This is a genomic window from Gluconobacter sp. P5E10 (assembly GCF_018812145.1).
GTDB lineage: Bacteria > Pseudomonadota > Alphaproteobacteria > Acetobacterales > Acetobacteraceae > Gluconobacter > Gluconobacter cerinus.
In genome coordinates this window covers 1-11,923 of record NZ_JACRVZ010000010.1, presented here as the reverse complement: position 1 = coordinate 11,923, position 11,923 = coordinate 1, and the positions used below count along the sequence as shown (strand labels likewise).

General features: G+C 55.7%; 14 protein-coding genes. 11 read left to right on the top strand and 3 right to left on the bottom strand.

Going from position 1 to position 11,923, the window contains the following annotated elements; genetic code table 11:
• The first annotated feature begins 221 nt into the window (after nucleotides 1-221).
• The gene (locus KP707_RS15055) at nucleotides 222-1,097 is read left to right on the top strand and encodes an SDR family oxidoreductase (protein ID WP_211503637.1); all 876 of its coding nucleotides are present in this window, start codon (nucleotides 222-224) and stop codon (nucleotides 1,095-1,097) included.
• Between the two features lie 21 nt (nucleotides 1,098-1,118).
• On the opposite strand, the gene KP707_RS15050 is transcribed toward KP707_RS15055, so the two are convergent.
• Nucleotides 1,119-2,444, bottom strand: coding sequence for an MFS transporter (locus tag KP707_RS15050; protein ID WP_211503638.1), 1,326 nt, complete (start codon nucleotides 2,442-2,444; stop codon nucleotides 1,119-1,121).
• A 208-nt stretch (nucleotides 2,445-2,652) separates the two neighbouring features.
• Here KP707_RS15050 and KP707_RS15045 point away from each other — a divergent pair, with 208 nt between their 5' ends.
• From KP707_RS15045 to KP707_RS15015, 7 genes are all read left to right on the top strand, one after another.
• A complete protein-coding gene (locus tag KP707_RS15045) occupies nucleotides 2,653-3,312 on the top strand; it encodes a 50S ribosomal protein L25/general stress protein Ctc (protein WP_211503639.1) in 660 nt (219 codons plus the stop codon).
• 3 nt (nucleotides 3,313-3,315) lie between these two features.
• Nucleotides 3,316-3,885 carry an aminoacyl-tRNA hydrolase gene (gene pth, locus KP707_RS15040; RefSeq protein WP_064275525.1) on the top strand — a complete coding sequence of 190 codons (570 nt, stop codon included), beginning with the start codon at nucleotides 3,316-3,318 and terminating at the stop codon, nucleotides 3,883-3,885.
• Between the two features lie 215 nt (nucleotides 3,886-4,100).
• Nucleotides 4,101-5,195 carry a redox-regulated ATPase YchF gene (gene ychF, locus KP707_RS15035; RefSeq protein WP_099211167.1) on the top strand — a complete coding sequence of 365 codons (1,095 nt, stop codon included), beginning with the start codon at nucleotides 4,101-4,103 and terminating at the stop codon, nucleotides 5,193-5,195.
• The gene (locus tag KP707_RS15030; RefSeq protein ID WP_211503640.1) at nucleotides 5,188-6,444 is read left to right on the top strand and encodes a glutamate-5-semialdehyde dehydrogenase; all 1,257 of its coding nucleotides are present in this window, start codon (nucleotides 5,188-5,190) and stop codon (nucleotides 6,442-6,444) included. Before ychF ends, KP707_RS15030 begins: the two co-directional genes overlap by 8 nt.
• A 32-nt stretch (nucleotides 6,445-6,476) precedes the next feature.
• Entirely contained in the window at nucleotides 6,477-7,064 is a 588-nt protein-coding gene (locus KP707_RS15025; protein WP_249203073.1) for a nicotinate-nucleotide adenylyltransferase, read from the top strand.
• Between the two features lie 95 nt (nucleotides 7,065-7,159).
• Nucleotides 7,160-7,612 carry a ribosome silencing factor gene (gene rsfS / locus KP707_RS15020; protein ID WP_211503646.1) on the top strand — a complete coding sequence of 151 codons (453 nt, stop codon included), beginning with the start codon at nucleotides 7,160-7,162 and terminating at the stop codon, nucleotides 7,610-7,612.
• On the top strand, nucleotides 7,613-8,071 hold the full coding sequence (locus tag KP707_RS15015) for a 23S rRNA (pseudouridine(1915)-N(3))-methyltransferase RlmH (RefSeq protein WP_211503641.1): 459 nt from the start codon (nucleotides 7,613-7,615) through the stop codon (nucleotides 8,069-8,071).
• Between the two features lie 69 nt (nucleotides 8,072-8,140).
• On the opposite strand, the gene KP707_RS15010 is transcribed toward KP707_RS15015, so the two are convergent.
• Nucleotides 8,141-8,866: a CHAP domain-containing protein gene (locus tag KP707_RS15010; RefSeq protein WP_046900318.1), complete on the bottom strand. Its 726-nt coding sequence runs from the start codon at nucleotides 8,864-8,866 to the stop codon at nucleotides 8,141-8,143.
• Between the two features lie 171 nt (nucleotides 8,867-9,037).
• Nucleotides 9,038-9,388, bottom strand: a complete 351-nt coding sequence (locus KP707_RS15005; RefSeq protein ID WP_046900317.1) for a RidA family protein — start codon at nucleotides 9,386-9,388, stop codon at nucleotides 9,038-9,040.
• 147 nt (nucleotides 9,389-9,535) lie between these two features.
• On the opposite strand from KP707_RS15005, the gene KP707_RS15000 reads away from it, so the two are divergent.
• From KP707_RS15000 to KP707_RS14990, 3 genes are read left to right on the top strand one after another with little or no spacing between them, the layout of a single operon-like run.
• The gene (locus KP707_RS15000; protein WP_338085346.1) at nucleotides 9,536-10,192 is read left to right on the top strand and encodes an MBL fold metallo-hydrolase; all 657 of its coding nucleotides are present in this window, start codon (nucleotides 9,536-9,538) and stop codon (nucleotides 10,190-10,192) included.
• A gap of 19 nt (nucleotides 10,193-10,211) precedes the next feature.
• Nucleotides 10,212-10,703 (top strand): DUF192 domain-containing protein, encoded by a 492-nt coding sequence (locus KP707_RS14995; protein ID WP_211503642.1) that lies wholly within the window; start codon nucleotides 10,212-10,214, stop codon nucleotides 10,701-10,703.
• Between the two features lie 3 nt (nucleotides 10,704-10,706).
• Nucleotides 10,707-11,684 (top strand): NAD-dependent epimerase/dehydratase family protein, encoded by a 978-nt coding sequence (locus tag KP707_RS14990; protein WP_211503643.1) that lies wholly within the window; start codon nucleotides 10,707-10,709, stop codon nucleotides 11,682-11,684.
• Nucleotides 11,685-11,923: the final 239 nt, after the last annotated feature.

Below are 11,923 nucleotides of genomic sequence, written 5' to 3'. Positions count from 1 at the left end.
GTCCGATCTGCTGTCGTCGCGACTGTCCGGACTGAATAATGCCGGGCACGTCGTTTCAAATTCGGTAAGTCGATTTCCGGTTTGGGAAATCCTTCACTTTAGAAGTCTGAGTCCCGGGTAAATGTTCCGGAAAATAATTTGGTGAAATGTTCTGAACTGAAGGAAAGAGTGAGCCGTTACGGCTCCTTACTTGCATCTTTCATGCAGCTCAGGAGGCTTGAATGCCTGTCGATCCTCGCAATCGTTATCCTCAGCCTCCTTTTGAAGGGCAAAGTCAGCCTTTTCCGGGGCTATCATCAAAAATGACGCCGCAGCCTGATTATGGAGAAAAGACCTATCAGGGCTCTGGAAAACTCAAGGGGCAGGTGGCTCTGATTACCGGTGGTGATTCCGGGATCGGGCGCGCTGTGGCGCTGGCTTTTGCCCGGGAAGGGGCGGAGGTTGCGATTTCCTATCTCGAAACCGAAAGTCAGGATGCAAAGGATATTTCAGGACAGATCGAAGCAGAGGGACGTCGTTGCCTTCTGTTGCCCGGGGATATTCGTGAGGCGACGCATTGCAAGTTGCTGGTTGGGCGCGTTCTGGAAGAGTTCGGTCGTATCGATATTCTTGTGAACAATGCTGCGTTTCAGAATTGGGCGGAGCATCTGGAGGATATCAGTGACGACGATTGGAAGCGCCACTTTGATACCAACACGCATGCGCTGTTTTATCTGACGAAGGCTGCTCTGCCTCATCTGAAGCCAGGATCGTCCATCATTAATACGTCTTCAGTCAATCTGAAGACACCGCCTCAGATCCTTGTGCCGTATTCCATGACGAAGGCAGCCATTGCGAACTTTACGGTGAGTATGGCGCAGCAGCTTGCGTCACGAGGTATTCGGGTGAACGGGGTTATGCCGGGCCCGATCTGGACGCCGTTCATTGCGACGGGAATGCCGGAAGAAGCGCAGAAGAGTATTGGGTCTGATGTTCCGCTGGGCCGCCCAGGTCAGCCAGCGGAACTGGCTGGGGCTTATGTGTATTTTGCGGACCCGCTGAACAGTTACACGACGGGCGCTCTGTTACCTGTGAATGGCGGGATGCCGATGCTCTGATCGGGCCGGATATTCTGGATCTCAGTGGAACGCCTGCTCCTGATCGAGCGGGCGTTTTTCTGTTTTGGGGCCGAAGAGAAGGGTGATGCTAGCCCCTATGAGGAGGACGCAGGTTGTGAGGCCGAAGACGCCGGGGAAACCGGCTTTCGGGTAGATCCAGCCAATCAGGACGGGCGACGAGATGGCGCCCAGACGAGCGATTGCGGAGGCCAGTCCCATGCCTCTTCCGCGCAGGGACGTCGGGAAGAGTTCGGGGGTGTAGGCGTAGATGCCGCCGTAGGTTCCATTCATGAACATGGACAGCATAATTCCGAAAAGCAGGACCTGCGTGGGTGTCTGGCTTGCGGCCATGCCGATGGCACTGATCCCGCCGCCGATCATGAAGGTGGCGACTGTGGCGCGTCGGCCGAGACGTTCCGTGCAGAAGGCTGAGGCCAGGTATCCGGGGAGCTGTGCTGCGTAGATCGAGATGGCGTAGGCGAAGCTGCGGGTCACAGTCATGCCGCGCTCGATCATGAGGGTCGGGATCCAGGTGAAGAACGCGTAGAAGCAGAAGGTGATGCTCAGCCACATGGCCCAGCTCATGAATGTGGAGCGTCTGAGGCTGGGGGCGAAAAGATCGCTCAGGGGGCGGTTTGTTTGCCCGGCTGTATCGGGGGTTGTCGAAAGACCGGCGGCCAGTCCGGCGCTTTGTTCGATGCTTCCGACAATTCGGCATGCTTCGTGCGTTCGCCCCTGCTGATCGAGCCATCTGGGGGACTCGGGAAGGGTACGCCTCCACCACAGAAGCATCAGGACGGGTAGGGCTGTGGCAACCAATGCCCATCGCCAGCCATCAGGTGACGAGGGGACAATCATGAAGCCGAGAATGGCTGCGGCGACGTAACCGAAAGAATAGAAGCCGGTTAGGCTGGCCGTGAAGGCGCCGCGATAACGGGATGAGACAAATTCGCTCAGATAGGGGGCGATGATCGTGGCTTCTGCGCCCGCGCCCAGCCCTGCGAGAAGACGGGCGCTGAAGAAACTGCCGAATGTGTGGGAGACTGCCGAGAGAAGAGAGCCGATCGCATAGAGCGCGAGGGCGCTCATCATGACGGAACGGCGGCCAGACCTGTCGGCCCACCAGCCTGCCAGCAGGGAGCCGAGACCGTATCCCAGATAAGTGGCGCTTCCCAGAACACCGAGAGACGGGCCGGACAGGTGCCATTCCGTTTTCAGAACCGGGAGGGTGAAGGCAACGATGGCGGAGTCCAGGCCGTCGAACATGTATCCACAGCCACCAAGGATCAGGAGCCGACGGTGGAAGGGGGTAAAGGGCAGGTGTTCGAGGCGCTGGGCGATGCTCATGGATTCTCTGTGACGCAGGCAACTATGGGGGTGTGACAGACTATCTGGCGGTTTGGCCGTGGGTCCAGCCATGGTTGGGGTAGGCCATCAGGAAGGTAAAATCTGGGAAAAAGGTTGTGTGTGGCGCAGTTTTCCGCTATTTCGCCGCTCGCACAGGCACCCCTGGAGGTCTGTGTGATGACAAAATTCAATACGCAGGAGCGTAACAGTGGCTAAATTGACGACACTTGCTGTCTCGACGCGCGCGAAGGCTGGTAAGGGGGCAGCGCGCGCAACGAGACGTGCCGGGCTGGTTCCGGCAGTAATCTATGGTGGCAAGCAGGAGCCTTCCATCATTGCTCTTGATCCGCGCGTGATCATGAAGGAACTGCACCGTGGTGGCTGGTCCTCCCGCGTGTACAACCTGGCAGCAGAAGGTGCAGAGCCGGTTGCTGCCCTGATCCGTGACGTGCAACTGCACCCGGTGACGGATGCTCCGATTCACATCGACTTCCAGCGCGTTGCAGCGGGCACGAAGGTGCACGTTCAGGTTTCCATCATCTTCGTTGGTGAAGAGAAGGCTCCTGGCATCAAGCGCGGTGGCGTTCTGAACGTTGTCCGTCATTCCGTGGACGTTGCTGCTGATGCAGCCAGCATTCCGGAAAGCTTCACTGTTGATCTGAGTGTTCTCGACATTCATGACAGCGTTCGCTGGTCCGATCTGAAGGGCACGGAAGGCGTGAAGCTGACGGGTCATCAGGCTGCTGATCTCGTGATCGCTTCCATCGCTCCGCCGACCATTGATGCGGAAATGGAAGCTGAAGCTGCTGCCAAGGCTGCTGCCGCTGCCGCAGCTGCTACCGCAAAGCCGGGCGCAAAGAAGAAGTAAGTCATGAGGCTCTGGACCGGTCTCGGCAATCCCGAGCCGGGGATGAGCCGTCATCGACATAACATCGGCTTCATGGCGGTTGATGAAATCGCCAGGCGTCACGGGTTTTCCCCGTGGCGCAAGCGCTTTCGGGGGGAGACTTCCGAGGGCGTTCTTGGGGGGCAGAAAATTCTGCTCCTCAAGCCGATGACCTACATGAACCTGTCGGGTGACAGCGTTCAGCAGGCCGCGCAGTTCTTCAAGATCGCGCAGGCCGACATTACCGTTTTCCATGATGAACTCGATCTTGCTTTCGGCAAGCTGCGTATCAAGCGTGGCGGCGGAGCGGCTGGGCATAATGGCCTTCGCTCAATGGATCGCTGTCTTCCCGGACCGGATTACTGGCGTGTGCGGATGGGCATTGGCCATCCGGGGCATAAGGACCGGGTGCACGGGCATGTTCTGGGGAATTTCGCCAAGGCGGAAGAGCCGGAGCTTGAGCGGTGGCTTGAGGCAGTTGCGGATGCTGCGCCTATTCTGGCCAAGGGCGAGAATGAAGCGTTCATGACGAAAGTGGCGCTGCTTACGGCCTGAGTGCCGCGAGACTTCAGGTCTCTTATGGTCAGCTTTTTTCACTGTTATAACGTGCGTGTATCGTTGCCGGAGAGAGTTCTCGGGCGGGAATCGTACTCTGCTGCCTGTTTTGCAGGGTGCAGGTGTTGTCCGTGGGCGTGGATTCTGCGAACACAAGGCAACTGAATTCTGAGACTGGGCTGACCGATGTGGCGGCCTGAAAGATGGAGAGCACAATGGGTTTCAATTGCGGCATCGTTGGTCTGCCCAATGTTGGCAAGTCCACGTTGTTCAATGCTCTGACGGAAACAGCCGCAGCGCAGGCAGCGAACTACCCATTCTGCACCATTGAACCGAATACGGGCCGTGTTGCTGTGCCGGACCCTCGGCTGGATATTCTGGTGAAGATTGGTAAGTCCCAGAAAGAGATTCCGACTAGCCTTGAGTTTGTTGATATTGCGGGTCTGGTCCGTGGCGCGTCCAAGGGTGAAGGGCTGGGAAACCAGTTTCTGGCGAATATCCGCGAGACAGATGCGATCATTCATGTTCTGCGCTGCTTTGAAGACGATGATATCACCCACGTTGAAGGTGGGGTCGACCCGGTCCGGGATGCGGACATCATTGAGACAGAGCTGATGCTTTCGGATCTGGAAAGCCTTGAAAAGCGCCAGATCAATCTTCAGAAGCGTGCGCGTGGGAATGATCGCGAAGCGCAGGCGCAACTCGAACTCATGGAGCCGCTGATTGTGGCTCTCCGTGATGGCAAGCCTGCCCGCACCGCTGTGCCGAAGGGCCAGGAAGGTGAGGCTGCGCGTCTTCAGCTTCTGACAACGAAGCCGGTTCTGTATGTCTGTAACGTCGAGGAAGCTGCTGCGGCGACCGGCAATGCTCACTCTGAGGCAGTTCGGAAGCGGGCTGAGGAAGAGGGCGCTGGCGTTGTGATCGTGTCTGCTGCGATTGAGGCTGAGGTTAGCCAGTTGCCGCAGGAAGATCGCACGGAGTTCCTTGAGGGGCTTGGTCTGAGCGACAGTGGTCTGGATCGCGTGATTGCAGCGGGCTATCGCCTGCTGGGTCTGCGGACATACTTCACGGTCGGCCCTAAGGAAGCGCGTGCCTGGACCATTACGGCAGGTGTGAAGGCGCCTCAGGCTGCGGCTGTCATTCACAATGATTTCGAGCGTGGCTTCATTGCCTGCGAAACAGTTGCTTTTGACGACTATGTGGCCTGCAATGGTGAAGCAGGCGCTAAGGAGGCCGGGAAGTTGCGGATCGAAGGCAAGGAATATGTTGTGCAGGACGGAGATATTCTCCTGTTCCGATTCAATGTCTGACGCTGCGGCTATTCTGAAAGGGCTGACTGATAAGGCCCGTCAGGCTGCTCGTGGATTGGCGCGAGCAGATGAGGCGACGCGTAATCTGGCACTGAATGCTGCGGCTCAGGCACTTCGTGCCAACAGCGCAGCAATCGTTGCGGCAAACGAGCAGGATCTGGCCGGGCTTTCTGCTGATCGGACGGCTGCATTCCGGGACCGCCTAACTTTAACGCCTGGGCGCGTTGAGGCCATGGCAAAGGGTCTGGAAGACGTCGCAAAGCTCCCTGATCCGCTTGGACGCATTCTCGCAGAATGGGAGCGCCCTAACGGGTTGCTGTTCCGTCGTGTTGCTGTGCCGCTCGGTGTCATCGGCATGATTTACGAAAGCCGGCCAAATGTTGGGGCTGATGCTGCTGCTCTTTGCATCAAGTCTGGCAATGCTGTCATTTTACGTGGTGGAGGCGAAAGCCTGAATTCGGCGCGCGCAATTCATGCGGCAATGGTTGACGGGCTGACGGCTGCGGGTCTTGATCCGGCTTGTGTGCAGATTTTGCCGTCTGCCGATCGTGCTCTGGTGGGGGTGCTCCTTCAGGCTGCTGAGGGCGTGGACCTCATCATTCCACGTGGTGGAAAATCTTTGGTGGAACGCGTCCAGCGTGAGGCGCGGGTGCCTGTTCTGGCCCATGCCGATGGGCTGAATCACACCTATGTTCATGCCAGCGCTGATCCTGAAATGGCGCGTCGGGTTCTTCTGGATGCCAAGATGCGTCGTACGGGAATCTGTGGGGCGACAGAAACGCTTCTGATTGATCGGGCGATTGCTCCGTCACTCCTGCCACACATTGTGGATGATCTGGCTAGCAAAGGCTGCACATTCCGGGCGGATGAGGCTGCCAGATCTATCGTTTCAACCTTGCCTCCTGCCAGCGCCGCCGATTTCGATACGGAGTGGCTTGATTCGATTCTCTCCATCGCTGTTGTTGATGGCGTTGAGGAGGCTCTCGACCATATCGCGTGTCATGGCAGTGCTCATACGGAAGCGATTATCGCTGAAGATCCTGAGATTGCTGCAGCGTTCATGAATGGGACTGATAGTGCGGTTGTGCTGTGGAATGCATCGACTCAGTTCTGTGATGGTGGTGAATTTGGCTTTGGGGCTGAAATCGGCATTGCTACGGGACGGATGCATGCGCGAGGCCCGGTGGGGCTCGAACAATTGACGTGTTATCGGTACGAAGTGCTTGGCAACGGACAGGTGCGAGGCTGAATACGATCCCGACGTTTGGCGATGGCCGACGTATGCGGATTGGGCTGCTGGGTGGCTCTTTCAATCCGGCGCATTATGGTCATCTGAAGGTGGCTCAGCAGGCGTTGTGCTCTCTGCGATTGGATCAGGTGTGGCTGATGGTCTCACCTGGGAATCCTCTCAAGCCTCGAAAGGGCATGGGATCGTTCAGGGCGCGCCTTGCATCAGCTCGGAAGATCGCTGATGGCCGTCGAATCTGTGCTACGGATATCGAAGCAAGGCTGAAACAGCGTTTTACAGTGAAGACTGTGGCATTGCTTCAGAAGCGCTTTCCTCATGTTCAGTTTGTCTGGTTGATGGGAGCAGATGGGCTGGCGCAATTCTCTCGCTGGAAAAACTGGAGGATGCTGGCCCGTATGGTGCCTATAGCGATTCTGCCGCGGCCAGGGAGTGTAACGCCTGCTTTGCACGGCGCTGCGGCGTCTGCTTTACGTCGAAATCGACGGCCTTCGAGGGAGGCTGCTATACTGGCGCAAAGAAAAGGATGCGCATGGACGTTCCTTTCTGCGCCGCAGAACGATATATCGGCTACAGCGTTGCGAGAGTCCGGGCAAATCTGTCTGGAACCGGATCAGGAGTAAAAGCCATCACCAAGACGACCTCAACCGACCCGAAGGCCAAGACCACGCGTCGGAAAACCAGCACCCCTGATGCGGCACTGGCCGAGGCTGCCAAGGTGCCTGGAACGCCTCGCAAGAAGGCTGCTGCTGCTGGCCCCAAGAAGACTGCCGTCAAGCGCGAGCCTGTGAAGCCTGATGTTCTGACAAAAATGCTGTCCATCATCACGGCCAGCCTTGAGGAAGACAAGGCAGAGGACATCGTGGTTCTGGATCTGGTTGGCCGCGCCAACTTTGCAGACCGTATGGTTGTGGCAACGGGTCTGGCAGATCGTCAGATCGCAGCCATGGCGCACCATATTGAGAAAAAGCTGGGCGAAGATGGCTTCAACCGAGTTTTGGTTGAAGGCGCGAATGGCAGCGACTGGGTCCTTCTGGATGCAGGGGATGTTGTTGTTCATCTCTTCAAGCCAGAGAGCCGTGAGCTCTATGCTCTTGAGAAAATGTGGGGCTCTGATCTGGATTCGAGCGAATCCGAAGTGACTGTCGGTAAGGACGAAGAGCAGGGCTGAATGAAGCTCGTTGCTATTGGGCGATTGAAGTCCGGGCCTGAACGGGAACTGTTTGACCGTTACGCCGCCCGGATTCGTCCTGTGCTGACGGTGACAGAGATTGCGCCGTCCAAAGGCTCCGTTATGGAGCAGAAGCGCAAGGATGCTGCGGGGCTTTTGGGAGCCTGTCCTGAGAATGCTTTTGTCATTGCCCTTGATGAGGGGGGAAAGACGTTTAGCAGCCTGCAATTTGCAGCCACGTTTGCTCGGTGGCAGGAAACCAGTCGTCCGTTATATTTTTTGATTGGTGGAGCAGAAGGGCTGGATGGATCAGTGATCCAGAGAGCTGATGCCGTTATTGCTCTGGGGGCGATGACCTGGCCCCATATGCTTGTGCGTGTGATGATTGCCGAGCAGGTCTTTCGGGCTCAGGCTATCAATTCGAACCATCCTTATCATAAAGACAGTCGGCCGGATTAAGCCGTTTCTGAGCGATTGGGCATAAAAAAAGCGGGGCTTAAAGCCCCGCTTTTTGCATCTGAAGTCGTCTTATCGGATGGACCGGTTCGGAGCGTCAGATGTGAATGCATCGTCTGGGGCTTCTGCAACTTCCGTGTTGCTCATCGGATGACTCAGAGCATTCGATCCTCTGAAGATCGCACGATGACGGAAGGTGGTTGCATGGCTTTCGCGAGCGACCATAACCTGCGGAGCTTGGCGACCATCGTCTGCGCGGCCATAGATGAAGCCGTATGTCGGGTAGATGCTACCAAGACGGCCGCTACGGTCGTTGAGGGCAACGCGAACGGCGCTCCAGTCATTGTTGGGTGATACGTCAACGACGCGCACGTTGTGCGCAATGCCATTGGATGCCCAGTGAGACTGGTCAATATAGATCGTACGGTTGTTCTCGACAGCCCGTACCACAGCGACGTGACCCAGAGGCATACGACGGATGCCACGGAAATTTAGAACCGATCCCGCTTCCGGAGCGTTACCACGGGCGTATCGGCCTGCAGCGTTGTACCACCAATCTCGTGCATTGCCGTGCAACACGACGGCAGATGCTTCTTTTGCATAAGCTACGCACTGAATGACGTGCGCAGTTGAAAAGGTGTGATGATGGTACGCATGAGATGCGCGATGGGAGCGGAAGACACCATGACCACCGTGTGAACTACGGAGGTGTTTGGCCTGTGCATGACTCGCAAAGAACATGACAGCGGAGAGCGCCAGGGCAGAGAAAAATGTTTTCCGGCAACTTTTATGCGTCACGATCTTTTTGATCCTGAATAGGCTTGTGTCGTTCGGGTTACAGGGAGCTAACAATCTTCATGCAACCCTGACAAGGGCAGAATGCATCACTGAGGGTTAAATTTTCATTTCTAATGAAAATCTTTCTCGTGTCGCATTCTGCCTTAATTGTGCCGTATTTGGTCGAGTGGCTTATTTCGTGGTTGTCAGCATGATTTCCACGAGGATGCGTGGGTCAGCCATGACAGCCTGAACGCAGGCGCGTGCAGGAGCTAGTCCTTCCGGGAGCCATGCGGACCAGTGCGTGTTGAGAGCATTGCGGTCTGCGATGTCTTTAAGCCAGATCTGTGCCTGAAGAATGCGGGTATTGTCTGTGCCGTGTTCTTCAAGAATGGCATCCAGCTGAGCTAGGACGTCTTTGGTCTGGCCATCGATATCTTGTGACAGGTCTGAGGCAACAACGCCTTGGGTGAAAACAAAGCCATGATATTCCACAGCCTTGGAAAGAATGGCGTTGGGTTCTGTGCGAATGATGCGGCTCATGGGGGTATCCTGATCCCGAGATTGGAAAGCCCCAGAGTGAGGCGGCTTTAAGAAGCGGTCAATCACCTCTTGGCTCCCTTGTCGTAGGGGGTGGGACGCGGTATCGCCGGGAGGTATCGCTAAACTGGCCGTGCGGGAGAAAAAACCGTGGTCCCTTTGAATGTCAAAAGAGTGCCTGTGACGCCGATCCGGCAGAATTGCACGATCCTCTGGGACGAACGGAACCATGCCGTGGTGGTCGATCCAGGGGGCGATGTGGATGAACTGCTCTCTCAGCTCCGTGGGCTGACAGTTGAGGCTATTCTTCTTACGCATGGACATCTTGATCATGCTGGCGGCGCTGATGAGCTCCGGGAACGCCTGAATAAAATTCAATCAGATCCTGTGCCTGTTCTCGGGCCAGATCGGCGTGATGCGTTCCTGCTGAGTAGTATTGAGAAACAGGCTGCGCATTTTGGTATGACAGGGATGGTGAGTGTTGCTCCGGACCGCTTTCTGGAAAGCGGTGAGACACTCCAACTTCTAGGCCATGATATCGAGGTGCGTCATATTCCCGGACATACGCCAGGGCATATCGTGTTTGTGGATCATGGCAGTCGTCGTGCCATTGTTGGCGATACATTGTTCCGCCGGACGGTAGGCCGAACCGATTTTGCTTATGGGGATGCTCCTGCGCTGATTGCAGGTATTCGCCAACATCTCATGAGTTTGCCGGATGAGACTGTGGTGCTGTGTGGGCATGGAATGCCTACGACCATTGGGGAAGAACGCCGGTCCAATCCATTTCTTGTTTCTGAACGATAAATTTCAAAGAGGATTTCCCATGCGTGTGATGGCTTGTTCCATATTGGGTGCGATAGGTATTCTCGCGAGCGGTATGACGGCTTCCGCCTATGCTGCAGAAGAACCTATTCGTCAGGCGCAGCCTGTTCTTCCGACAGCACCTTTGACAATCACGACGCAAGACGGGGTTAAGCACTCGTTTACGGTGGAGTTGGCCAAAACCTACAGGGAACAGGAAGTTGGCGAAATGTTCCGCAAGGAGCTGCCCAAAAACAAAGGAATGCTTTTCCTTTGGCCGCAGCCGCAGGTTTCGGACATGTGGATGAGAAACACACTGGTATCCCTCGATATCGTTTTCATTGATTCCACCAATCATGTTCATGCCATTGCGGAGAAGGCGGTTCCGCTGAGTGAGGCAATCCTGAGCAGTGACGGGGTTGTGGCCAACACGCTTGAGCTTGCTGGAGGGGTTACGGAAGAGTTGGGTATCCGCGTAGGGGATACCGTAAGTAGCCCGGCACTGAAGCACTGATACGTGAAGGTTTTAGTTACCGGGGCGGCGGGATTTATCGGTTTTCACGTCTCGCATGCCTTGCTGGCGCGAGGCATGGAGGTAGTCGGCGTTGATACGCTGAATGATTATTATGATCCGCTCTTGAAAACGGCGCGCCTGAACAGACTGACGTGTCAAAAAGGGTTCGTGTTCGAGCAGAAGGACGTGTCTGACCGCGAGGCTATGCGATCAGTCATGGATGGCCATTCTGATATTGAAGTCATCATTCACCTGGCAGCTCAGGCCGGAGTTCGATACTCACTCATAGACCCGTATTCGTATGTACAAGCGAATGTCATGGGGCAGGTTGTTTTGCTGGAGGCGTCCAGAAACCTGAAAAGGTTGAAGCATTTTGTCTATGCGTCTTCGTCCTCAGTCTATGGTCGCAACCAGTCGTTGCCTTTCAAAGAGAGTGATCGCGTGGATGAGCCGGGTTCACTTTATGCGGTTACAAAGCGCGCAGGTGAGCTCACGGCCTCCGCATATGCTTATCTTCACGGTATTCCACAGACAGGCTTGCGGTTCTTTACCGTCTATGGGCCGTGGGGTCGGCCAGACATGGCTTATTACGGTTTCGCGAAAGCTATCTGCGAGGGGCGTCCGGTCACCCTTTATGAGGGAAAAGGACTGTCTCGGGATTTCACCTATATAGATGACATCACATCGGGTGTTCTTTCGATCATGGACGTTCCTCCTCAAGTGGGTGAGGCGCGCATCTTGAATCTGGGTGGAGATCGCCCGGAAAAAGTGACGACACTGATTGCTCTGCTGGAAAAATATCTCGGGCGATCTGCATGCATAGAACATCAAGCTCGCCCCGTGGCGGATATGGAGAAAACCTGGGCGAGCCTGGAGGATGTGAAAGCATTATGTGGTTGGACTCCGAGCGTCTCGCTTGAGGATGGGGTTATGAAATTTGCCCAGTGGTTCAAGGATTTTCATAAAAAGTCAGTTTTTTGATTTTTATATGATTTTTTGATTGACGGTGTGTGTAGGTGGCCGTATAAGCCCGTTCACCGACGCGGCGGGGCCTTCTTCGAGGGCTTGGCCGGGACGGATTGAGATGATGATCTTTGAAAATTGAATATGGAATTGGAAGGGATATGTTGGCGGCGTTTTGGTGCTGCTGGTTTTGGGATTATTTTCCTGAGACCTGAGTGTCGAACGTTTAGACGCTGATGTATCTTTTTAAGATGCTT